16 protein-coding genes and 1 pseudogene are annotated in these 23,473 nt (G+C 47.9%); 4 read left to right on the forward strand and 13 right to left on the reverse strand.

Going from position 1 to position 23,473, the window contains the following annotated elements; translation table 11 throughout:
• Both QVO97_RS10505 and QVO97_RS10510 read left to right on the forward strand, forming a co-directional pair.
• Positions 1 to 296, forward strand: a pseudogene (locus QVO97_RS10505) (glucan-binding protein); the annotation flags it as partial.
• Between the two features lie 361 nt (positions 297 to 657).
• On the forward strand, positions 658 to 2,229 hold the full coding sequence (locus QVO97_RS10510) for an AAA family ATPase (RefSeq protein ID WP_022360279.1): 1,572 nt from the start codon (positions 658 to 660) through the stop codon (positions 2,227 to 2,229).
• A 179-nt stretch (positions 2,230 to 2,408) separates the two neighbouring features.
• Here the strand turns inward: QVO97_RS10510 and QVO97_RS10515 are convergent, their stop codons facing one another.
• Positions 2,409 to 4,085 (reverse strand): AAA family ATPase, encoded by a 1,677-nt coding sequence (locus QVO97_RS10515; protein ID WP_022360280.1) that lies wholly within the window; start codon positions 4,083 to 4,085, stop codon positions 2,409 to 2,411.
• 185 nt (positions 4,086 to 4,270) lie between these two features.
• A complete protein-coding gene (locus QVO97_RS10520) occupies positions 4,271 to 5,866 on the reverse strand; it encodes a cell wall-binding repeat protein (RefSeq protein WP_022360281.1) in 1,596 nt (531 codons plus the stop codon).
• Between the two features lie 597 nt (positions 5,867 to 6,463).
• Here QVO97_RS10520 and QVO97_RS10525 point away from each other — a divergent pair.
• Together QVO97_RS10525 and QVO97_RS10530 are read left to right on the forward strand one after the other, a co-directional pair.
• Positions 6,464 to 8,251, forward strand: a complete 1,788-nt coding sequence (locus QVO97_RS10525) for a phosphotransferase (protein ID WP_022360282.1) — start codon at positions 6,464 to 6,466, stop codon at positions 8,249 to 8,251.
• A gap of 324 nt (positions 8,252 to 8,575) precedes the next feature.
• A complete protein-coding gene (locus tag QVO97_RS10530; RefSeq protein WP_022360283.1) occupies positions 8,576 to 9,946 on the forward strand; it encodes an N-acetylmuramoyl-L-alanine amidase family protein in 1,371 nt (456 codons plus the stop codon).
• 113 nt (positions 9,947 to 10,059) lie between these two features.
• On the opposite strand, the gene QVO97_RS10535 is transcribed toward QVO97_RS10530, so the two are convergent.
• From QVO97_RS10535 to QVO97_RS10580, 11 genes are all read right to left on the reverse strand, one after another.
• Positions 10,060 to 12,177: a glutamine synthetase III family protein gene (locus QVO97_RS10535; RefSeq protein WP_022360284.1), complete on the reverse strand. Its 2,118-nt coding sequence runs from the start codon at positions 12,175 to 12,177 to the stop codon at positions 10,060 to 10,062.
• Between the two features lie 103 nt (positions 12,178 to 12,280).
• Entirely contained in the window at positions 12,281 to 13,144 is an 864-nt protein-coding gene (gene fba, locus QVO97_RS10540; RefSeq protein WP_022360285.1) for a class II fructose-1,6-bisphosphate aldolase, read from the reverse strand.
• A 118-nt stretch (positions 13,145 to 13,262) separates the two neighbouring features.
• Positions 13,263 to 14,747, reverse strand: a complete 1,485-nt coding sequence (thrC, locus tag QVO97_RS10545; protein WP_022360286.1) for a threonine synthase — start codon at positions 14,745 to 14,747, stop codon at positions 13,263 to 13,265.
• 188 nt (positions 14,748 to 14,935) lie between these two features.
• Positions 14,936 to 16,447 carry a tetratricopeptide repeat protein gene (locus tag QVO97_RS10550; protein ID WP_022360287.1) on the reverse strand — a complete coding sequence of 504 codons (1,512 nt, stop codon included), beginning with the start codon at positions 16,445 to 16,447 and terminating at the stop codon, positions 14,936 to 14,938.
• Positions 16,448 to 16,484: 37 nt separating this feature from the next.
• Positions 16,485 to 17,366 carry a TPM domain-containing protein gene (locus QVO97_RS10555; RefSeq protein ID WP_022360288.1) on the reverse strand — a complete coding sequence of 294 codons (882 nt, stop codon included), beginning with the start codon at positions 17,364 to 17,366 and terminating at the stop codon, positions 16,485 to 16,487.
• The gene (locus tag QVO97_RS10560; RefSeq protein ID WP_022360289.1) at positions 17,363 to 18,448 is read right to left on the reverse strand and encodes a hypothetical protein; all 1,086 of its coding nucleotides are present in this window, start codon (positions 18,446 to 18,448) and stop codon (positions 17,363 to 17,365) included. Before QVO97_RS10560 ends, QVO97_RS10555 begins: the two co-directional genes overlap by 4 nt.
• Positions 18,429 to 18,701 carry a hypothetical protein gene (locus tag QVO97_RS12810; RefSeq protein WP_369678417.1) on the reverse strand — a complete coding sequence of 91 codons (273 nt, stop codon included), beginning with the start codon at positions 18,699 to 18,701 and terminating at the stop codon, positions 18,429 to 18,431. Before QVO97_RS12810 ends, QVO97_RS10560 begins: the two co-directional genes overlap by 20 nt.
• Positions 18,698 to 19,810 (reverse strand): SPFH domain-containing protein, encoded by a 1,113-nt coding sequence (locus tag QVO97_RS10565; protein WP_022360290.1) that lies wholly within the window; start codon positions 19,808 to 19,810, stop codon positions 18,698 to 18,700. The genes QVO97_RS12810 and QVO97_RS10565 overlap by 4 nt, the downstream gene beginning before the upstream one ends.
• Before the next feature lie 55 nt (positions 19,811 to 19,865).
• Positions 19,866 to 20,759 carry an ABC transporter permease gene (locus QVO97_RS10570; protein WP_022360291.1) on the reverse strand — a complete coding sequence of 298 codons (894 nt, stop codon included), beginning with the start codon at positions 20,757 to 20,759 and terminating at the stop codon, positions 19,866 to 19,868.
• 7 nt (positions 20,760 to 20,766) lie between these two features.
• Positions 20,767 to 21,729 carry an ABC transporter ATP-binding protein gene (locus tag QVO97_RS10575; RefSeq protein ID WP_022360292.1) on the reverse strand — a complete coding sequence of 321 codons (963 nt, stop codon included), beginning with the start codon at positions 21,727 to 21,729 and terminating at the stop codon, positions 20,767 to 20,769.
• A partial coding sequence (locus QVO97_RS10580) for a hypothetical protein (protein ID WP_288189650.1) occupies positions 21,729 to 23,473 on the reverse strand: 1,745 nt, incomplete at its 5' end. The genes QVO97_RS10575 and QVO97_RS10580, both read right to left, overlap by 1 nt.

The following is a 23,473-nucleotide window of genomic DNA, read 5'->3' on the forward strand; positions in this document are numbered from 1 at the left end:
GTAAGATCCAGAAATCTTCCAAGAAGTACGATATTGAGAACAAGGGTATCGCTGAGGATGATGTAAAGGTTGAGATTAGCGGCAAAAAAGTTCAGTCCGTTGAAACCAGCACTAAGAAATATACTGCGGATGATCTGAAAGCGATCGCTGAAGCTCAGTTCGGCGATGCAAAAGTTACAGATGATGCAATCGTATCTGTACCGTTCATCCAGCTGTACGATGATGATGTTTACACCTATACAGAAGTTTCTACAAATGGTAAAGCCGTTGAAGGTTGGTTAGGATTAAACAAATAATTAATCTGAATTTTATTCGATTAGTCATTTGACTTAGGATAATTGAGAAGCGGTATTTCAGGATATTTCCTGGAATGCCGCTTCTTTTTTAGTAAAAAGAGCTCCGATACCTCGAAGTGTTTCGAGGTGGCGGAGTTTTTTATGTGGTCGCAATGTAAAGGAAGTCTGTCTGTATGACTGCATTTGCCCTCTGTCAGTTAAAGAATAGAATATGCAAAACTCTCTGCAGTACTATCATTTTGAGTTTAAGCATATCTTCCAAGTCTTGTTTCACTGATTCTTTCATGATATGATAATAAAAACAACAAATTATCATGATGTGTGATAAACGTGCAGTTTTATTAAAAAGAGAGGGAGCTATATGGGTATATATTTAAATCCCGGAAACGCAGCTTTTTCAGAAGCGGTGCATTCTCAGATCTATGTAGATAAAACAGAGCTGATTTCTTATACCAACAATGTGCTGGCAACAAACCAGAAAAATATCTGCGTCAGCCGCCCAAGGAGATTTGGAAAATCCATTACAGCCAATATGCTGGCTGCTTATTATAGTAAGGGATGTCAGTCTGATACTTTATTTAAAGACCGAAAAATCAGCTGTTCAAAAGATTATAAAAAATATTTAAACACTTACACAACTATATTTTTAAATATCCAGGAATTTTTAAGTCGAAGCTCTAATGTCGAAGAATTGATTCAGCGGATCCGGCGTTCACTCATGAGAGAAATTCGCCGTGAATATCCAACGATTGATTTTTATGATGAATTAGATCTGACGGAAAATATGAAGGAAATTTATGCTGAAACAAATGAGCCATTTATTATAATCATTGATGAATGGGATTGTATTTTTAGGGAATACGCAGAAGATAAAGCGGCTCAGGAACGATATCTGGATTTTCTTCGTGATTTTCTAAAGGATAAGGCACATATACATCTGGCATATATGACAGGAATATTGCCAATAAAAAAATACGGTACCCATTCTGCGCTCAATATGTTTGATGAATTCTCGATGGCAAATCCAGGTGTTCTGGCGCAATATGTCGGTTTCACAGAAAATGAGGTGCGCTGCCTCTGCTCAGATTATCAAATGGATTTGGCAGAAATCAAAGAATGGTATGATGGATATCGCTTTGAAAAAGCCTCTTCTATTTACAGTCCGCGTTCGGTTGTGGCTGCTATGACTTCTGGTATCTGCGATTCTTATTGGAACCAGACCGAAACATTTGAGGCACTGCGCGGATATATTGACATGAATTTTGATGGGCTGAAAGACGACGTTCTCAGCATGATGGCTGGAGAAATGGTACCGGTCAATACAGGCAGTTTCAGCAATGATATGACGACATTTCACGGCGAGGATGATGTCCTGACTTTGCTGATTCATCTGGGCTATCTGGGATACGATTTCAGCCATAAATCAGTTTTTATTCCTAATAATGAAATCCGTGGAGAGTTTGTAAATGCGGTTTCGGTTTCCCATTGGGGAGAAGTCTCGAAAGCATTGAAAAACTCAGCTGATTTACTTAATGCTATCTGGAAAAAAGACGAAGAAAAAGTAGCTGCTTATATGGAACAGGCTCATTTTGAAACATCCCATTTACAGTATAATGATGAAAATGCACTGAGTTATACTGTATCACTGGCACTCTACGCTGCCAGAAACTTTTATCAGGTTTATCGTGAATTTCCATCGGGATCTGGATTTGCAGATATAGTTTATTTACCGCGAAAAGGATTTCTGGATAAGCCGGCTTTGATTGTCGAACTAAAATGGAACAAATCGGCCGAAGGCGCAATTCAGCAGATATTAAAAAAACAATATTTCCAGAATCTGGAAGATTATTCAGGAAATATGCTGCTGGTTGGAATCAATTATGATTTAAAGACGCGAAAACATGAATGTAAAATTTTAGAATTTAAAAAATGAAAAGCAAGTTATTTGTCACGGCGGCAGTAAAAAGAGATGTTGATTGAGAAATCCTCTTTTTGCGGCCGCTGTGATTTGACATCCAATTCGTATCTGAATCATTAAGCTGATAGCTTGATATAAGAGGACTCCGTCTCTTCAAGAGAATCTTCTTTTAGAGGCGGAGCCTTATTATTACTTTAATTTTTCAAATACACCAGGCAACGCTTCTTAAAAAAAGCAATTCCATAACACAAAATTTTATCATAGGAATCCTCAAATTCTTTTGCATACATCTTTTCATCGATCTGTGCAAGTGCTTTTTTGCAGGATTGTTTCATCTGGTCAAGCGTGCTGGAATATTTCACTTCAAAAAGGGCCAATTGTCCATTTTCAGAGTCGTAGACAATCACATCACTTCGACCTTCTCCATGCTCTTTATTCGACTCTACCACATAACCGGCACCAGTAAAAATACCTGCCAGAAATGCATGGTAAAAGTCTTCCCGGTAATCATGATAACTGATGGTTTTTCTTAAAAGTTTATTCATTTCATCCGTTATCCTGTCGCTGTTTCCATCCCATACCGCATGAAATAATTCTGTGCGGTTCCAACGCTTCGTTGATTCGTTAAACCATTTTATAATTGTTGACTCAAAAATATCCTTGATTTCCCTATTCGGAATCATCAATGCGGTTGTTCCATCTGGTATAGTTTCTTGAATATCCGTCTCTCGAACGCGCGTCAGATAACCGGTTAAATATAAAATACTCCATAAGTTATCCTCGGAAGAATGAAGATAATCATAGGTTAAATTTTCTTCAATCTTTTGGAAAATATATCCGCCGGACAGCAATTTTTCTAATTTCATTGTGATACTGCTTCCTGCATAATCAATGAAAGAGCGAATAATTGCATTATCGCTTGTATTCTTCCAATAACTCTCAGGCTTCATGGAAGGATTATGCTGAAGATCCCGAAGATAATTCATCACATCCCACGGGCAATATACATCAAAGCATCCGAAATGATAACCGTCATACCAGACTTTGATTTCATCCGAATATTCGGTAGTATTGGATTCCTTTAAAATCTGATTTACATCGTTTTGTGTAAAGCCAAAATATTCATTTAATCGAGAAGCTGTAATGGTATCCGAAACAAAATTATTGGTTCCAGTGAAGATACTTTCTTTAGCAATTTTCAAGCATCCTGTCACAACCGCAAAGCAGAGGCTGGAATTATCTTTTAATGAGGTACTCATCATTGCTTTCATGATTTCCAGCATTTCCTGATAATACCCATTGTTGCTTGCTTTTGCAACGGGAACATCGTATTCATCGAACAAAAGAATAACTGTCTTCCCATAATAAGCCTGCATCATTTTCATCAAAATCAGGATAGAACCCTTTATATCTGTTGCAGATGCAGTCTGATTTTTTAGTCGTTTAAAAATCTCTTTATATGCATCGCTGACGGTATCACCTTGCTCCAAATAAGAGTATTCGATGCATATCTGGGATATGACAAATTTCAGCATATCAAAAGCACTGTCAAATGTAGTCCCATCTACATCCTTAAATGTAATAAAAAGAGTCGGACGCTGATTCATCCATGTTTGACAAATAGATGATTCATGACTGATTTCCAAATCTTGAAATAACGAATGGTTATCATGTCGAATATCGAAAAAATGTTCCAGCATACTCATAGCCAGCGTCTTTCCAAATCGTCTGGGGCGAGTAATCAGCGTGACGTTTGCTGTGCTTTTCTTTAATAATTCCGAAATGAGTCTCGTTTTATCGACATAGTAATATCCATTTTTACGTATCTGAGAAAAATCCGAGACGCCAACCGGAATATTTAGATTCGTCATAGAATCATCGCTCCTTTCGAAAAATCAGGCTGTTTTTATTATCATATCATGAAAGGATGGGGGAAACAAGGTGGAGAAAGAGATTGAAAAGATAGAAAAAAGGTCCCCTGGGAATTTCTTCCCAGAGGACTCTTTATCATTGAATTAATAGGATATTAATAAATTAGAACTCAAATTAATATCAATTATTTATTCCAGCCTTCAGCTAAGTTCTTATCGTATGTATAAACACCGTCATACAGTGCGATGAACGGAACTGCTACCTGATTATCGTAATCCTGAGCACCTACAAAACCAGATTTAGCAATATCAGCTTTAACGGTATTAACTAAAGTAGTATAACCTACACCATCAACAGATTCAACAACACCCTTCTTGTTGGTCTTTACATAAATTTCTTTTCCAACGTAAGCAGCGTTCACAATATCATCATATTTCTTAGCAGTAGATGCTTTCTGGATCTTACCCTTTGTATTTACAAGGTAAACTTTTTCATCAACTACATATAACTTGTAGTCATCATCAGCTTCCAGTCTCTTACCATTGAAGTACAGAGTACCATCTTTTTCACCTGTATAACCAATACCGTTCTTGCCATTCTTGGTTGTGAAGTAGAAGGTGTAATCATCATCTTCGCACTCTACAGAAGCAACTTTACCAGTCTTCTGGTAGCCGTTCTCATCAAAGTAGAAGAATCCCTTGTCTTTAGCGATGAACTGCAGACCATCCTGCATCTGACCTTTTTCGTTGAATGCGAAATACTTGTTACCGCTTACTTTAACTTTCTTTCTCATTACATAAACTGGATCACCATCATCGGTTGTTCCAGCTGCATCAGTTGTATTAGCGTGATACATATCACCATCATCGATGTAGTACCAGTCGGTATCATTGTCAGTCTTCATAGCCTCAGAACCATCGCGCTGAACCCAACCATTGCCCCTGGAACCATCTTCAACTTCGTTGTAGTACAGCATCTCGCCAGCAGTTGCTACAGTGCCATCGGTACGAGCAGCATCAAGTTTAGAATTAGAAGCTACAGATACTTTCTTGTTGTCGATCCACTCATACAGCATCTGACCATGCTCGTTGAACATATAGAATCTGCCGTTGATTTTCTTCTTGCCTGTGCCATGATATGCTTTACCAGAAGACTGGAACCAGTACCAACCTTCGTCATCACACGGATCAGAGGTGCTATCATCACACTGACCTTTGTTCTGTCCATCATCGATATCTTCGTCGCTTAAGTTACCGGATTTCTCCAGCCACAGCCACTGAGACTCAACTCTAGCACCGTCATTCTCATCGCCATAGTAGTACATGTCGTCGTTTACGCTGTCATACTGCCAGCCGAACTGCATCTTACCATCGCTATCGAATAAATAAGTTTTACCATTGATTTTCTTGGTATCGCTTACAACTTTTTTACCTTTGTTGTTGAAGTAGAACCAACGCTCGCCATCCTCGTCCGGCTCATCCTGATCTTCATCAGATACAGTATATTTCCAAGCATTTGTCAGCATAGCACCAGACTCATCTACATAGTAGTCATCATCTACCCAAGCGTCTGTCAGCATATCGCCGTCTTCGTCAAGATAGAACCACTTACCGCCGTCCTTCTTCCACTCGCCTGTTACCATCTCATCGTCGCTATCATAATAATGCCAAACACCAGCGTCATCTTTCTCCCAACCAGCTGCGAAAGAAGTCATGGAAGCACCCATAGCGAGTAAAGCTGCTGCAGAAAGTACTGCAACTAATTTAGTCTGCTTTCTCATAATTAATGCACTCTCCTTTTACTTTTTGAAATATTTTTCTCGAAATCCTAACTGCATTACCAGGTCATTATACTTCGGATATGGAAAATTATCAATAGTTTTTTTACAGAATTTCCAACTTTTTATTTTGAAGTGGAATATTGCCTGTATTTCCTATCTTTCTCTTCCCTGTGAAGTACTGCCTTTCTCCGATACACCCACATTATAATACACGTTATTCCAAAATACCATAACATTTATCTGTGCATTTTCTTACGGATTTTTTACGAAAATTCTTTATAGTTTCGTAATTGTATTTATATTTGTACAATCCTGTTTTGACCGTCAAAATGCCCTTATTTTCAGTATTTTTTACGTTTCTTATTTTCCTCAGACTACCTTATCAAGCCTTTATTCTTTTCCTCCCACAGCATTACTTTTTCCGTTTACTTTCTCTGTATTTATGCTATAATGTTCATATATCACTCTTATTTTTGATTTTTGAACACACAACAGTCAGAACCTATTTTCACTCTTATCCATCCATAATGATGAAGAAATACGTGAATATACATAGGAGTAAAATTAAAAAGACTTTGATAATTCAGGAGGTTTTATATGGATCGCTATGGACTGGTCTGCCGGAGTTTCTATGAGAATCCGGATGTGACCCAGCGGGAGCTTGCTTCGATTTTGAATCTTTCCCTGGGGACTGTGAATAAATTACTTGGGGACTGCCTGGAGGAGGCATTTCTCATGACGGATATGGATACGGGGAAATATCTGCTGACCGAACAGGGGCTTAAGTATCTGGAACAATTTAAAGTGGATGGCGCCGTCATTACCGCCGCCGGGTTTGGCTCCCGGTTTGTGCCGCTGACGTTTGAGACGCCGAAGGGGCTTCTGGAAGTGTTTGGCGAGCGGATGATTGAGCGCCAGATCAAGCAGCTCCATGAAGCGGGGATCACGGATATCACAATTATCGTCGGTTATTTAAAGGAAAAGTTTGAATATCTGATCGACAAATATCAGGTCAAACTCCTCTATAACCCGGAGTACGCCACCAAAAATAATCTGGCTACGATCTACCATGCCCGCGAGCTGTTCCGCGGTCGCAATATGTATCTGCTTGTCTCGGACAACTGGATTCGAAATAATATGTACCATAAGTATGAGTGCGGCGCGTGGTACTCTTCTGTTTACATGGAAGGTGAAACGTCAGAGTGGTGTCTTTCTTCTAATAAAAAGGGGCGTATCACATCGGTGCAGGTCGGTGGGCATGATTCCTGGGTCATGTATGGACCTGCGTTCCTCTCGCGTGATTTTTCCAACCAGCTCATTCCGCTCATTGAGGAAGCCTATCATCAGCCTGGCACAGAACAATGGTACTGGGAACAGGTTGTCGTCGATCATATCAAAGAACTGGATTTTTCGATGAACTGCCAGCCGGCGGATCAGGTCTATGAGTTTGAAAACCTGGAAGAACTGCGCCTGTTTGATCCGAAATATCAGAATCATTCGGACAATGCCGCCATGCAGCTGGTCGCACACGTTTTCAATGTAAAAGAGGAAGCGATACACAACATCCGCTGTCTCAAATCTGGTATGACAAACCAGTCGTTCCTGTTTGAACTGGATAGAAAACATTATATCTGCCGCATTCCGGGTCCGGGAACAGAATTTCTGATTAACCGGAAAGAGGAGGAGGCTGTTTACAAGGCAGTCACACCGCTTGGCATTACCGAACATATTTTGTATTTTGACGGAAAAACCGGCTACAAGATCGCCCAGTATTATGAGGGCGCTCGGAATGCGGATGCAAAGAACCCGCAGGAGATGGCCGCCTGCATGGAGATGCTGCGGAAGCTGCATCATTCCGGCGTGACGGTTCCGCACACGTTCCGCATCCGGGAACGGATTGATTTTTATGAGAGGATCTGCCGCGGACATGAGGAAATGCTATTCGAGGACTACCCGGCGGTCCGCGCCCGGATGAATGAACTGATGGATCGGCTGGATACACTGGAACGTCCTTGCTGCCTCTCCCATATTGACTCGGTTGCGGACAATTTCCTGTTTCTGCCGGACGGCTCCCTGCGTCTGATCGACTGGGAGTATGCGGGCATGTGCGATCCGCTCATTGATATTGCGATGTGCAGTATTTATTCATATTATTCACAGAAAGAGCTTGACCACCTTCTGGAAGAATACCTCCAGCACGCCCCATCAGACGAGGAACGCTTTGTCACGTATGCCTATGCGGCGCTCGGCGGTTTCCTGTGGGCGCTCTGGGCGGTCTTCAAGAGTATGGAAGGGCGCGAATTTGGCGATTACACGATCGTGATGTATCGGTATGCGAAAAATTATTATCGAAAAATTGTTTCCGAGGGCTTGTTAAAATTGTAATATTTCCGTTAGGTATTTTACATTTTTCTATGTTATACTTATAAAGTAATTTGATATGATACCAGAGTCAAAAGGTCAGAAGTTCGACGCAAGCTTGCTTGCAGGAGAATTTTTGACCTTGGGACCCGCCAAAAACATGAGTAAGTAGCCATTTTTCAAAGAAAAATGAGCGAATTACGAATGTTTTTGAAGATTGCGGGAGCATATAGTGCGGAGCAATCTGGTATCAGAGGGGTCAAAATGCCTTTTGACCCCAACATCTTTGATATTAATTTCTACTGTAATCATAGATAACGATAAATCACATTGCAAGGGGGATACGCGATGCGGAAAAGATATGCAAAACTGCTTGGGCTTGCCTGCCTGATCGGTGCCATGGGGCTGCTTCCTTCTTCCCAGAGCCGTGCGGCCGGATGGCTGAAGGACGGAAACTACTGGTACTACATGACCGACGACGGTCAGAAGCATACCGGATGGGTACATATCGGAGAGAAATATTATTATATGGATGATTCGACCGGCAAGATGGTGACCGGTTGGCGTCAGGATTCATCCACTTCCTCTTGGTATTATTTCAACCAGAGCGGCGAGATGATGACCAAATGGCAGAAAATCAACAACTACTGGTACTATTTTAACCAGTACGGTGTGATGCAGAAGGGCTGGCTCCAGCTTGATACGGTCTGGTATTACCTGGGTGAGGATGGACGGATGTTTACCAACTGGCAGAAGATGGACAACGGCACCTGGTACTATTTCGGCACGGACGGGGCGATGCGGACTGGCTGGCAGAAGGTAAACAGCACCTGGTATTATCTCGACGAAAATGGAAAACTGCTGACCGGTTGGCAGCTCATCAAAAATGAATACTACTATCTCCATGAGGGCAAGATGCTGACCGGCTGGCTCAATGACAGCAACGGAAACACCTACTACATGGACAAGACAGACGGCAATATGAGCCGCGGCTGGAAGCAGATCGACGGCACCTGGTACTATTTCAATGAGTACGGACACCGCCAGAAAGGCTGGATTAAGGTATCCGGCACCTACTATTATCTGGATGAGAACGGTAAGATGGCTTCGAACACAACCCTGACGATTGATTCGGTGAAATACACCTTTGCTAAGAGCGGTGCGTGCCAGAATCCACCGTCCAGTCTCTCCGGCATGAGCGACAGCTATTTTGACCCAAGTGCTTCACAGGGAACAGGGACTTCGTCTGGCAGTTCTTCTTCAAGCAGCACTTCGGGGCCAAGCGGAACGGCTTCGAACACTTCCAATTCAGGAACTTCCAGTTCAGGTAACACCAACAATTCGAATAGTTCCGATCCTTCGACCAGTTTTACTGCACCGGGAAGTTCCAACAGCTCCAGCTCGTCAAATGGTTCTTCGTCGGGCACAACCGTTCCGATTCCTGGAAGCGGCTACAGCAGCTCCACTTCCACGCCGGGCGGGACTTCCAGTTCGTCAGGCTCTTCGAAAAACCAGACAAGCAGCAGTTCCACCAGCGATACCGGCAATGTACCAAGCCGCATCTACAGCAACGGCACGACTTACACCGCACCGACGACATCAAGCTCCAGCTCGTCAGGCTCTTCGTCAAATTCGTCCGATAAACGGATTAACGGATTTACCTCCAATCAGGGCGATACGATTCAGGAGGGACAGACGCAGGGTCCTGGACGGAAATAAACCGTATTTGCAAAATATATAAGTGTTGTTAAAAAAAGATTTTGACCAACGATTCATAGCCTATATCGATGGTCAAAATCTTTTTAATTAAAATCATACCTTCTAAAAGCTGCCTACACCTCAAACACCAAATCCCCATAACTCGGGAACGGCCATAACTCTTTATCTACCAGCATTTCCAGCTCGTCTGCCGGTTTACGGAGAGCTACCATCGCCGGGCATACCTCATGCAGATAGGCAAATGCTTTTTCTTTGTTATCCTTGATCGCAGATGCCTTTGCCAGGATATCTTTGAGTGCCGCCAATGCCACCTTCATCTCTGAGAGTTTATCAGAGGTCTCTAAAAGCAGTTCTTTCTGGACACTGACATCGGCTTCCTCACAGGCAGTCCGTACGGCTGTCAGGGAGGAAGCAAGCTGGGTCGTATATTTGACAACCGCCGGGATGATCTGCTTGCTCGCCATGTCGATCATCGTCTTTGCCTCGATGTTGACGGTCTTGGAATATGCCTCATACTCAATCTCGGCGCGGGATTCCAGCTCGGTCCGGGTGTACACGCCAAATTCTTCAAAGAGCTTGATCGCTTTCTCTGTCCGGATTGCCTCGACAGAATCGATACCTGCTTTCAGGTTCGGGAGCCCACGGCGCTCTGCCTCTTTAACCCATTCCTCCGAATAACCATTTCCGCTGAAAATGATACGGCGGTGCTCTGCAAACAGGCGCTTGATCATATCATGGACTGCGCTGTCAAAATCATCGCTGTTTTCCAATTCGTCCGCAGCCTCTTTAAACGCCTCTGCCACGATCGTGTTGAGCACGACGTTCGGGGATGAAACAGAATCCGAAGAACCAACCATACGGAACTCGAATTTATTACCGGTAAACGCAAACGGTGAAGTACGGTTGCGGTCGGTTGCATCCTTGACGAAATCCGGAAGTGTCGCTACTCCCGTCTGAAGTACCTCGCCCTGCTTAGAATGTGCGGCTTCGCCCGTGCTGCACAACTGGTCGATAACATCCTCCAGCTGCTCGCCCAGGAAAATAGAGATGATCGCTGGCGGCGCCTCTGCCGCACCCAGACGATGATCATTGCCCGGAATCGCGGTGGACTCGCGCAGCAGATCCGCGTGTCTGTCAACTGCTTTCATGATGCACGCCAGAACCAGAAGGAACTGTACATTTTCGTGCGGCGTCTCGCCCGGATTCATCATGTTGATGCCGTCGTCGCTCGTCAGGGACCAGTTGTTGTGCTTACCAGAACCATTGATTCCGTCAAATGGTTTCTCATGCAGCAGACAGGTCAGACCGTGATGTCCTGCGACACGCTTCATCGCCTCCATGACCATCTGGTTGTGATCGACTGCCAGATTGACCTGACAATAGGTTGGTGCTAATTCATGCTGTGCTGGTGCAACTTCGTTGTGCTGTGTCTTTGCACTGACACCCAGACGCCACAGTGTCTCATTTAACTCTTTCATGAATGCACCGACTCTCGGACGGATGCTTCCAAAATAGTGATCATCCATCTCCTGCCCTTTCGGCGGCATCGCGCCAAACAGGGTACGACCGGTGTAGATCAGGTCTTTTCTCTGTAAATATTTGTTCTTATCAACCAGAAAATACTCCTGCTCCGGTCCCACATACGGAATCACCCGGTGGGAAGTCGTATTTCCAAACAGGCGGAGAATCCGGAGTGCCTGCTCGTTGATTGCCTGCATGGAACGCAGCAGCGGTGTCTTCTTATCCAGTGCTTCGCCGCGGTACGAACAGAATGCAGTCGGTATGTAGAGTGTCACGCCCAGCGTATCTTCCCGCAGAAATGCCGGGGAAGTACAATCCCAGGTTGTATAGCCGCGTGCCTCAAAGGTGGAACGAAGTCCGCCCGACGGAAACGAGGATGCATCCGGCTCGCCCTTAATCAGCTCTTTACCGGAAAACTCCATGATAACGCGTCCGTTGGAATCCGGTACGGAGATAAACGCATCATGTTTTTCTGCCGTAATGCCGGTCAGCGGCTGGAACCAATGGGAATAATGCGTCGCACCGCGCTCGATCGCCCAGTCTTTCATCGCGTGTGCGACAACATCTGCGATGGACGGATCCAGCTCAGCTCCGTCTTCAATGGTTTTCTTCAGTTTTTTGTAAACACTTTTCGGAAGGCGTTCCTGCATCGCCTTGTCATTAAACACATTTTTTCCGAAAATTTCCGGTACATTGATAATCTCGCTCATTCAATCCCTCACATTAATATGAAAACAGACCGGACCGCCGGTATGTATATCCGCGTTGCGAAATGTACATCCCTGCAGTCCGGTCATGAACCTTACTTATTCATCAGGCTTTTCCGATAGAACCGAACAGTTCCATCTTTGTCTTAACCGTCTCTTTGATCGCCTCAAAACCAGGTGCAAGAAGTTTACGCGGGTCAAATCCTTTGCCCTGCTGATCCTTACCAGCCTCGATATACTGGCGGGTTGCCTCTGCAAATGCCAGCTGGCACTCAGTATTTACATTAATCTTCGCTACACCTAAAGAAATGGCTTTCTTAATCATATCTTCCGGAATACCGGTACCACCGTGAAGAACCAGCGGCATATCGCCTACTTTTTCTTTTACGGCTGCCAGCGTCTCAAAGCTTAAGCCTGGCCAGTTTGCCGGATATTTGCCGTGGATATTGCCGATACCTGCTGCCAGCATATCAACTCCGAGGTCTGCAATCGCCTTGCACTCGTTCGGATCTGCACATTCGCCCATACCGATCACGCCGTCTTCCTCGCCGCCGATGGAACCAACCTCAGCCTCCAGGGAAATACCTTTCTCCGCGCAGACTTTGACTAATTCTTTGGTTTTCTCTACGTTCTCGGCGATCGGATAATGGGAGCCGTCAAACATGATGGAAGAAAATCCAGCATCGATACATTTATAGCAGCCCTCGTAGGTGCCGTGATCCAGATGCAGCGCAACCGGAACCGTGATGTTCAGCTCTTCGATCATCGCTTTTACCATCGCAGATACTGTCTTAAAGCCAGTCATATACTTGCCTGCGCCCTCTGAAACACCTAAGATAACCGGTGAGTTCTGCTCCTGTGCCGTCAGTAAAATTGCTTTGGTCCATTCAAGATTGTTGATGTTGAACTGACCAACCGCATATTTGCCATCTCTTGCCTTCTGAAGCATTTCCTTCGCACTAACTAACATATACAAACCTCCTCGTTGTCTCTTTTTGATCTAACCAGAGTCTATTATATACCATAATTCAGTATTTGCCTAGCCTGTCAAAAAAATAACAGGCAATTATTTTAATATTTTGTAACTTTTACTGTAAAATCTCCGAAACGGTCTTCTCCATCTCCTCCGGCTTGCACTGGCGGTTGTGACGGATCTCTGCCTTGCGGATCTCCTCGATCGCCTGCGGGATCTTCACGCCGGATGCTTTCTCCATCTCGTCGATAAGCTCGAACTCGCCCTTGCCTTCTTCGCTGCCGAAGATTGCCTCCATGACGCTGCGGGAGAATTTATATGGGCTTGCCGTCGATGCGATAACTGTCTTCTTGGTATCGCCTGTCTCCTTCACATAGTTATGGTATACGCAGGATGCAACGCCGGTATGCGTATCGATCATATAACCGGTCTCATCGTAGAGACGCTTGATCTCGGCTGCATTTGCCGCCTGATCGGCATAACCGCCGACAAAATCTGCCATGCGCGCACGCATCTCACCGGTAACCGAATATTTGCCATCTTTCGAAAGCTCTTCCATGCGTTTCTTGGTCTCCTCCGCATCGCAGCCGGTGGAGAGATAAATCAGACGTTCCAGGTTGCTGGAAATCAGAATATCCATCGACGGGGAAGAGGTCAGGATGAATGGACGGTTCTTGTCATATACGCCTGTCTTAAAGAAGTCGTACAGAACTTTATTGTCATTGGACGCGCAGATCAGTTTGTCGATCGGCACACCCATCTGTTTTGCAAAATAAGCAGCTAAAATATTGCCGAAGTTTCCGGTCGGAACGGTTACATTGATCTTCTCACCGTTCTCGATCTCGCCGTTTTCAAGCAGTTTTGCATACGCATATACATAGTATACAACCTGTGGTACGAGACGACCGATGTTGATGGAGTTTGCGGAAGAGAGCTGATAGCCTCTGCCTGCTAATTCTTTGGCAAATTCTTTGTCACCAAAGATTTTCTTGACACCGCTCTGTGCATCATCAAAGTTTCCGGAAATACCGACAACGCTTGTGTTCGCGCCCTTCTGGGTCAGCATCTGCAGCTCCTGCACACGGCTGACGCCGTCCTTCGGATAAAATACGATAATTCTGGTTCCCTCAACGTCTGCAAAACCAGCCATCGCTGCCTTTCCGGTATCGCCGGAGGTTGCGGTCAGGATCACAATCGTGTTCTCCGCATGGTTCTTCTTCGCCGATACGGTCATCAGATGCGGCAGGATCGAGAGCGCCATATCCTTGAAGGCAATCGTGCTTCCGTGGAACAGCTCCAGATAATATGCTCCGTCTGCTTTGACAAGCGGCGCCATCTCTTCCGTATCAAACTTACTGTCGTAAGCGCGCTCGATACAGGTTTTCAGCTCTTCCTCCGTGAAATCAGTCAGGAACTGCTTCATAACTGCATAAGCTACTTCCTGATATGTTTTATGGGATAATTCTTCCAGGCTGCAATCTAACGCCGGGATATGATCCGGCATGAACAGGCCGCCGTCTGCTGCCAGTCCCTTTAAGATCGCCATCGAAGCCGTTACGTTGTTTTCACCGCCACGGGTACTGCTGTAATTGATTGCCATGATTTTCATCCTCTCTTTTTATCTTTCCCCGTCGTCCCCATCTTTGCAAAGGATGCCGGAGTCAAACTTTCTGCCATGTAAGTGTTCTGTGTGGTTTTGCAGTTCTCCCGCAAAGTTACGGGACCCCCTGCTTACTTTAGTTAAAAATTCTATCATACTTTATGGCACAGCGCAAGAAAAATTCCCCCTTAATACGTGATCTTCCAGCGCCCAAACAATCCCTTCTTAAAATGGGAAAACCGCCGTGAAGCACTCTCATTTCCCATCTCGATCGCCTTCTGGTAGCACTGTGCCGCCCGCTCGAGATCTTCCGGGGATTCATTTTTCCGTTCGTAGATAAATCCAAGCTCATAGAGTGCATATCCGTCACATTCCGTCTGTGCCGCCCGCTCAAAAAGCTCCTTCGCCTTATTTTCATCGGCGGTGCAGCCTTCTCCCTTCATATAGAGATAGCCTAACTTGGATGCAGACTGCAGACTTCCAGCTTCTTCGCACCGGTTCAGCCACTCAAATGCTTTTGCATAATCGCGGTCTACTCCCTCTTCGCCCTGGAAATACAGGCATCCAAGAATCTCCATGCACTCTGGATTTCCCTGCGAAGCGCCTTTTTCGTACCAGGAAACTGCCTGCTTCATATCAATCTCGCCGTTCAGACCATCCCGATAGATATTTCCAAGCGCCAGACTTGCCTGTCCGTCCGTCTCGATCCCAGCTGCCTCCCGCAGAAGTTTTTCTGCCCGGACAGTGTCCTGCTCATCGGACGGGCGCAGATACAGGCGGGCTAACGGAAGCGCCGCCTCTTTGATGCCTGCCGCATATGCTTTTCCATACCAGTAAAACGCTTTTTCATCATCGCGCTCCACCAGCTCATCCTGATAAAACAGATTTCCAAGTTCTTCAAAGCTCTCCGCCTCGTTCCGCGCCGCGGCTCCTTCCAGCGCCTGGACGGCCGCCTGGATATCGCGCTCTGTGCCCTGTCCGTTTAAATACATCTGCCCCAGATACAGCATGGCGCGGGAAGACCCCTGCTTTGCCGCCGCATAGTCATATTGGAATGCAGCTTCCCAGTCTTCTTCCTGGCGGTAATGTTCCCCCATCTGGAAGAGTCCCCAGACCTCCCCGCTGGCGGCGCACTGGTTCGCCCAGCGAAGTGCCTCTTTTTCATCTTTTTCCCGGTATGTACCATTCTGGCAGCATTTTCCCATCTTAACCATCGCCGGGATAATGCCGCCGTCCGCCGCCCGTTCGTACCAGAAGAGACACTGCTCACGGGCGCTCTCAGTCTGCGGCATATAATCGGCCAGATCTTCCCACTCAACTGCCTCGCCCATCTGCCACGCGGCATAGACATCGCCCATCTCAGCGGCATCCCGCACCTGACGGTAACTTTCCTCGATGGAATAACGTGCCGACTGCTTCATCTGTTCGTCATACTGACCGGCGCGCAGCGCTCCTAACACTGCCCGGGCACTTCCCGCCGAAGCCCCCCGCAGGTAACATTCATACGCTTTTTTCTCATTGAACCCGACAGCCCCGTCCCCCCAGCTGTAACAGTGTCCTAAAAAGAACCATGCTTCCGCATCGCCCGCATACGCCGCCTCTTCCAGCCAGGTAACTCCCTGGGCGTACATCGCATCGTTACACTGTTTCCAGATCTGGTCTGCACCTTTCTCACATAAGCCTGTCATCAGGATTGTCATATATCATTCATCCGCCTTCCACACGAAATTGTATCAATTAAAACTTTCTGCCTCCGCCGCCGTGCATCCTTCCGCTGCTGCCCTGATGTATGGTCGTCCTTCCGGCCGAACCGCCCGAAGCGCCCGGACCCGGATTTTTCGGAATCCATCTGGTCACTACCGACCGGTTTACAAACTGCTCCTCATTTTGGACAAAATGCAGCGCACTGTCCGCCCGGTATGCCATATGGAAACCCAGCGACTGGCGGTGTTCTTTCTGCATCTTATACTGGCGCATCACCGAAAAGCACGGGAGTGCCGCCACGATTGCAGCCGCGACCGCCGCAAACAGCGCCTCATACCATTCCAGGGAATGTTTTTTCTCCTCGCGCACCTGCGTATACTGTCCCACCGGAACGCCCATCTCCAAATAATTTTCGATGCTGTCGATCGCCCCCAGCGCGCCTTCCGCATAGTTTCCATCCGCCACGCTGTCATATGCCGCATCCAGCACCTTCTCTACCCGCGCATCCGTCAGCACTTTCATCGCATACCCGGTGGTAGAAACGTATATCTCCCGGTTGTCCATATCGATCGAAAGCAGAATACCACTCGCATCGTCCCCGACGCCCAGTCCGTGGCTGTCGTAAAAATCATCGGCATAGCTTTCCGCCGATTCTCCCTGTGCGTCCTCGACTGTCAGTACCGCCAGATCGGCATCCTGTGAATCACGCACCTCATCGATCCGTGTCTCCAGCTCCTGCACTTCTTCCGCGCTGAACAGTCCCGCCTCATCGAAGACGCGCGTGCCTTCCGCCGCCCATATAGGGCTGACCTGTGAAAATGAAATAAATGCTGCAACAAAGAAGCATATAAAACCTTTCAGCCGTCCATATTTCTTCTTTTTCTGTGTGACTCCCGCATTTTGATTCTCTATCATATCAGGTATCCTCCCAGCAGCAAAAGTACAAACACAGGAATGAAAATCGTCAAAAACAGGCGCACCAGTTTTTTCGAATCAACCGGCAGGACGCCGCAGACCTTTCCATTTTCCCCATTCATCGCAAAATAGTACATCTGACCGCTCTTCGGATCCGGGTAAGTCATCATCCACACTGGAAGCATGGCATAGTTCCATTTTTCCCCCGTGATGGTCTCCCGGTGGTTCCGGATATCCACATGATCGTAGCCGGAGACGCTATTTTGCAGAGATTCTCTCGTATACTGCTTGATCTCCTGCTCAATCTCCTGTGCAAATTCTTCCTTTTCTCGGTCGCGCCGCTCCGCCCTAAATCCCAGAAAATAGCCTGCCTGAAACGGGCGCAGCTTCTTCATATCAAACGGAAGCACGGTCTCGGCAAGGCTGCGGTCCGCCTGCTTTAACGCGTTGCGCGCCACATCCTTGATGGGAAGCTCCGCCTTTTTCTCCAGATGGTAACGGCTCGTCTCGATATACTCGATCTCCCCCGCCACCGTCACGCGTTTCCGCAGCGCCTCCGCCTGCATCTCACCGGATACCTGACAGCTATACATCCAATATGGATAATAAATTCCTTCCAGATACTCCATCTGACGCGGCGAGTAGAAATCATCCGGCACATATTTTTTCTTCTGAATCCAGTTTTTAAAGATTTCTTTTGCCTTTTTCTTGTCGATCTCAAACGGAATCAGACCGTCCGGGCGGTATTTACCGTCCAGACTTCCCGAAAGAACCACCGGATTGTGGCAGTAACAGCAGTACGTGGACGCTGTCGTCTCCTGTGCCACAATCTCCGCGCCGCAGCTCGGGCAGGTATAGAGAACCATCTTAGACTCCGCCTGCTTCTGGCTCTCTATCTTTTCCGCTTCCGGCATTCCACCCGGATTCGAAGCTTCCTCTGACTTTCTGGCTGCCTCTTCCATCTCTTTCAACGTCTCTTCCGTAAACGCTGAGAGGCAGTATTCACATTTAAATTTCTGCGTCTTCGGATCAAACACCAGCCCGCCGCCGCAGTTTGGACACTTATATGATTGTATCTCCATACGCCCTATGACCTCGGTTTTCCGCATTCGGAACAAAACTTACCTGTATTGACCGTTCCGCAGCTGCAGGTCCACGGACCGGCTGGTCTTGGCTTGCCGCACTCGGAGCAGAACTTTCCGTGGTTGACATTGCCGCACTCACAAATCCAGGATTCCGCCGGAGCTGCCGCACTGCCCTGCGGCGGTGCATGCCCTGCGGCGGTGCATTCTGTCCTGCCGGTTGTGCATAGCCGCCCTGTGGTGCCGCACTCATCTGTCCCGGCTGCTGTGCATAACCACCCTGCGGCGCTCCATTCGCCTGTCCCGGCGCATAGCCGCCCTGCGGTGCCGCATATCCCTGCCGCGCCGCCTGCTGCATCTGCATCTGCTGCAGGTTGGACGCCGATGCGGCGCCCATAAAGATGCGGCGCCCATAAATCCGCCGCCGAAGTTCATGCCGGCGCCCATTCCCATAAAGCCTGCCATCGCACCGCTTCCGTTGGAACCGGCTGCCTCAAAGCCGCGTGCCATCGCGCCCTGTACATACCCCTCGCGCACCGACGGGTCGCCGAGCATCGCGCCCTGATTCCGCATATTGATGAGTTTCTGCGATTCTTCATCATAGGAAATGCTGGCGATACCGACTGACTGGATCTCCATGCCACGCAGACGGTTCCACTCTTCATCCAGCGTCTCCGCCATATAGCGTCCCAGTTCCCTGCCTTTGGAGGCTACAAAGGAAATCCGCACGCCATCCGCCGACATCTGGTTGATCGAGGTCTGCAGCGCTTCCAGGAACTCCGCTAAATACTGCTCATTGATGGAATCAATCTCCACCTGATCCTGATTTTTCGGAATAGCCTCCGCATAAAATTTCAGTGGATCCGTGATCTTGATGGAATAAGTTCCATGCGCGCGCAGAAACAGCTCGGAATTGTAGAATAAATCAAAATAGTTGATCGGCGTCCGTGTGCCGAACTTGATTCCCTTGATCTCCTGGAGATTAATATAGTAGACCTTCTGTGCATACGGCGTCTGTCCGCCATAGCGCACACGGTTGAAGGATTCTTTCAGCGCATCGCCGAACTGTCCGTTAAACAGGGACGGCAGGGATGAATTCTGCACTGTATAATAGCCCTCTTCCGCTGTATAATCAACGACCTTACCGCCGTCCACCAGCATCATAAACTGATTCGGGTACACATGGATCACAGAACCATTGGACACCGTTTCCGGCGTTCTCTTCCGGTTCTCCCCGCGGCGTGTCTGCACACCCGCTGAAAATACGGTCTGTTCCCCCATATTTTCCGGTTCAATCACTTCCAGCCACTGATCTGCCAGCCCGCCGCCGACCGCGTGTGCCGCTGCTCTGATAATTCCCATACTCTCTGCCTCCTTGTCCAAATTCATAGTCTCTCTGTTTTTCTGCTTTTTCTATCTATCGGTTATCCTTCCCTTTATTTTTCCCATGCCGATTCCATTTTCCCGGCGTGATCGCCCAGACTGCTGCCGCGATCAGCACCATCGCCAGCATACACTGCAAAATCAGGCTGCACGCCGTCCAGTGTGCTGTGATCGCATTGTCTGGAAATACGCCGAACAGCGGCTCGAACCATTTTCTCATGTCACCGCTTCCCGCCTGTCCGTTAATTACATTATAAAACGAGACAGCCGGATTGAAAAGAAAGAGATAGCGTAAAATGCCGGAACTTGCCATTTCCGATGCATTGAGATTAGATGCATACGAATTTGCCGCCCGGAGCGCCATCCGGTATGCAAACAGATTGACTGCCATCGTTCCCGCCGTCAGCGCCACCACCGTCACATAGGAGCAGACGGTCGATACCGTCGAGCGGCGCAGCACCGATGAATAAAAGATCCCGATACTGCCCGTTAAAATTGCCACAACGCCGTGGCACAGGAACAGCATCCCAATGTCCTGCAGCGTAACGCCCCCGTAGACAAATACGAGCGCCTGTACCGGAAGCGCCGAGACCGCCAGCACCAGCATCGTCACCAGCGAGGACGCCAGTTTTCCAAGCACCATGTCACGCGGCTCCATCGTGGTCGTCAGCATCAGTTCCAGCGTCTGGCGTTCCCGCTCGCCGCTGATACTGCTGGCAGTCAGCGCCGGCATGATGAAAAGCAGCATGATAAATTCGATCGAGGAGACGAACGTGTAGAGATCCAGAAACTGCGAATACTGGATCTCCGCCGTCGTCCTGACCTGTTCCGCCACCGAATACATATTAAACAGCGCCACCGCCGCCAGAATACTGTTAAAAACAAACAGAATCGCCATCATGCGGATGCTGCGGCTTCCGACTGTCATTTCCCTCCTAAATACCGGATTCCATCTCATGTTTCAGCACCGCCCTCTCTTCTTCATGTCCTGTGATCTGCATAAACAGTGATTCCAGGCTTCCCTTCTCGCGCATAAAGCTGCTGACCATCACATCCGCATCGATAAGCTGCTGCAAAAGCAGCGCCTCATCCTGCCGATCCCCCAAAAAGCCCAGCTTGATCTCATCCCCCTGCACCGCGATCGTCTGCACGCAAGGATGGCTTTTCAGGATCGCAAGCGCCTTTTCTTTCTGGCTGAAAATTGAGATCAGAAGCGGATTGGACGAGTTGATCCGCTCAAAAATCTGATCCATGCTGCCCTGCAGAACCGTTCTTCCCTGCTCAATGATGCCGATCGAGGTACAAAGCTCTGACAATTCCGATAAAATATGTGAGCTGACGAGCAGCGTTTTTCCCTGATCGCGCAGTTCTTTCAGAATCGCCGTATACTCCACCCGGGTGCGCGGATCCAGCCCGGAAGCCGGTTCATCCAGGATCAGAAGATCCGGATCGTGGATGAGCGCCCGCGCCAGACAGAGGCGCTGCTTCATACCTCTCGAAAGCCCGTCCACGAAAAAGTCCTCTTTATCTTCCAGCCGCACCTGTTCCAGAAGCGTATGGCAGCGCGTCCGCGCCTGCAGCCCCGTAATTCCGTAGCAGGATGCAAAAAATTCCATATATTCCGATACTTTCAGGTTATCATATACTCCGAAGAAATCCGGCACATAGCCGATCCGCCGCCGGAGTTCTTTTCCGTCTGAGTAAACATCCAGTCCGCCGATCTCCACCTCGCCCTCATCGGGAACGAGGAGTCCCGCAAGAATCTTGAGCGTCGTCGTCTTGCCTGCCCCATTGGGACCCACGAATCCAAAGAGTTCCCCGTCCGCGACCTCCAGATTCAGCCCATCCAGCGCTTGAAAATTGCCATATCGTTTTCTGAGGTTTTTAATCGTCAGCATCACTCTCTCCTCCCTACGACATAGATTCTTGGAAGCTGGCTTTCCCAGCCATACTCTCCCGTCTGTTCCGGCACATATTTGACGGTCAATGTGTTCGACGGAGACAGGTACGGCGAAAGCTCCTCCGCCGAATACTCTGATTTCAGCTCGATCCGGTCATTGCGCCCGGTCTCATAGTTATAGAAATACATGCTTCCGGAGAAGGATGACATATACGGATAGAGCGGATTTTCCGAAAATCGCGGTGATAGAGTCTCAAACGTAAGCTTTTCAATGACAAGGTCACTTCCCAGCGAATATTCGACCGTCGCAGCCTCCGCTGTTTCCCCGCTATACATTGTGTTGTACGCCGCCTCATAATTTCCGGCGAGCACCGTTGGATCTTCCTCAAGTGCCGAACGGTAAAGTTTTCCGTCTTTTTCACGGTTCAGCGGGATTGACTCGGTCACCATGCAAAATCCTTCCCGAAGTGTCCTCGCATCCGCCAGAAAATCTTCCTCTCCCTGGAGCTTCCGGGTTGAAAATGCCACCAGGCACGCCTCAGACGGATTGCGCCCCGCGCCGGAATCCAGATAAAAGCTCAAAAGTCTCGTCCGCTCCTGCGCCTTTAAATAGTCCGGATCCTCAATCTCCGCTTTCTCATACTGATCCGCCCCGGTCACCATCTGTGCTGCCGCATACGAATAGCTGACCGGATAATCACAGCTCTCCTTTCCATCCAGAGAAACCGTCTGCCCAGGCTCTAATCTTCCCAGCAGCACCGCTTTCCCATTGATGAGCAGAGCCGCATTCTCCAGCGGTTCCTCAAAACAGTTTTTTACCGTTCCCGACACCACGCCGTCAAAATAGGAAATATTTCCCTGAACGCCCATCGCGTCCGTTTTCTCCAGCTCACGACGCAGGGTAAACAGATTCGGTGAAAATGCGACCGTATCCCGCATTTTAATTTCGACCCGTTCCGGCTGATAAACAAAGTTTGTATGATACTCTTCCTCACCGGTAAAGCGCACCGCCGAAACCGCATCGTAATAGTAACTGCGCGTCATCGGACGCACCTCATAGCCCGGCTTTAAGCTCACCGAATACGGCTTGTTATAAGGGCTTCGGATGTTCATATAAGTGGCTTCTTCCGCCTCTTCTCCCGAGGTATCCAGAATCGACGCATACGTCACAAACGGCTCCCGGAAGCGTGTCTTTACGCCCAGCGCATAAATAATGCCGGTAAACAAAAACGCCCCCAGGGTCACCGCCGGCAGATAATACCGGTAAATCCCGCGCTTTTTTAAGTAGAAATAGATGCCCGGACCGATCAAAAGCAGATAGACCACCACGATCACCGTATATGCCGCAACCTTCGGAAGCCGCCCCGCATTGCCGGTGTTGACCAGCCCCTGTACGCTGAAATACGAGCCCGAATAACCGTAGTAATCCTCCTGTGCCAGCTCGTCCACGGTATCACTTCCCAGCACCAGCGTATACAGCTTTTCAAATGAGGATGGATTGGTCAGACACAAATCGCTGATCGCATCCATCGAAAAGGCAGCTGCCACGATCCGCCCCTGTTTGCAGTTCGTATGGGATAACAGCGGGAACACTTCCCCCGCCAGCAGAGTGCTGCCGTTCTTCAGGTTCATATCGACGCATTCTGCCTGGATCTCCCCCGTCTGCTCGCCCGGTGCCGTCTCCCCGCCCAGACTGACCGGAACGGTTACCGCATCCAGATACGGCGGCTCCAGCACCTTCT

Source organism: Clostridium sp. CAG:43 (genome assembly GCF_000434655.1).
GTDB lineage: Bacteria > Bacillota > Clostridia > Lachnospirales > Lachnospiraceae > Otoolea > Otoolea fessa.

Excerpts from the sequence above, each read along its gene's own strand:
- thrC (WP_022360286.1), bottom strand. The coding sequence starts at position 14,747 with ATGGCAATCAATTACAGCAGTACCCGTGGCGGTGAAAACAACGTAACG.
- QVO97_RS10520 (WP_022360281.1), bottom strand. The coding sequence starts at position 5,866 with ATGAGAAAGCAGACTAAATTAGTTGCAGTACTTTCTGCAGCAGCTTTA.
- QVO97_RS10515 (WP_022360280.1), bottom strand. The coding sequence starts at position 4,085 with ATGACGAATCTAAATATTCCGGTTGGCGTCTCGGATTTTTCTCAGATA.
- QVO97_RS10535 (WP_022360284.1), bottom strand. The coding sequence starts at position 12,177 with ATGAGCGAGATTATCAATGTACCGGAAATTTTCGGAAAAAATGTGTTT.
- QVO97_RS10525 (WP_022360282.1), top strand. The coding sequence starts at position 6,464 with ATGGATCGCTATGGACTGGTCTGCCGGAGTTTCTATGAGAATCCGGAT.
- QVO97_RS10510 (WP_022360279.1), top strand. The coding sequence starts at position 658 with ATGGGTATATATTTAAATCCCGGAAACGCAGCTTTTTCAGAAGCGGTG.
- QVO97_RS10575 (WP_022360292.1), bottom strand. The coding sequence starts at position 21,729 with ATGCTGACGATTAAAAACCTCAGAAAACGATATGGCAATTTTCAAGCG.
- fba (WP_022360285.1), bottom strand. The coding sequence starts at position 13,144 with ATGTTAGTTAGTGCGAAGGAAATGCTTCAGAAGGCAAGAGATGGCAAA.
- QVO97_RS10555 (WP_022360288.1), bottom strand. The coding sequence starts at position 17,366 with ATGATAGAGAATCAAAATGCGGGAGTCACACAGAAAAAGAAGAAATAT.
- QVO97_RS10560 (WP_022360289.1), bottom strand. The coding sequence starts at position 18,448 with ATGGAGATACAATCATATAAGTGTCCAAACTGCGGCGGCGGGCTGGTG.
- QVO97_RS10570 (WP_022360291.1), bottom strand. The coding sequence starts at position 20,759 with ATGACAGTCGGAAGCCGCAGCATCCGCATGATGGCGATTCTGTTTGTT.
- QVO97_RS10550 (WP_022360287.1), bottom strand. The coding sequence starts at position 16,447 with ATGACAATCCTGATGACAGGCTTATGTGAGAAAGGTGCAGACCAGATC.
- QVO97_RS10530 (WP_022360283.1), top strand. The coding sequence starts at position 8,576 with ATGCGGAAAAGATATGCAAAACTGCTTGGGCTTGCCTGCCTGATCGGT.
- QVO97_RS10565 (WP_022360290.1), bottom strand. The coding sequence starts at position 19,810 with ATGGGAATTATCAGAGCAGCGGCACACGCGGTCGGCGGCGGGCTGGCA.
- QVO97_RS12810 (WP_369678417.1), bottom strand. The coding sequence starts at position 18,701 with ATGAGTGCGGCACCACAGGGCGGCTATGCACAACCGGCAGGACAGAAT.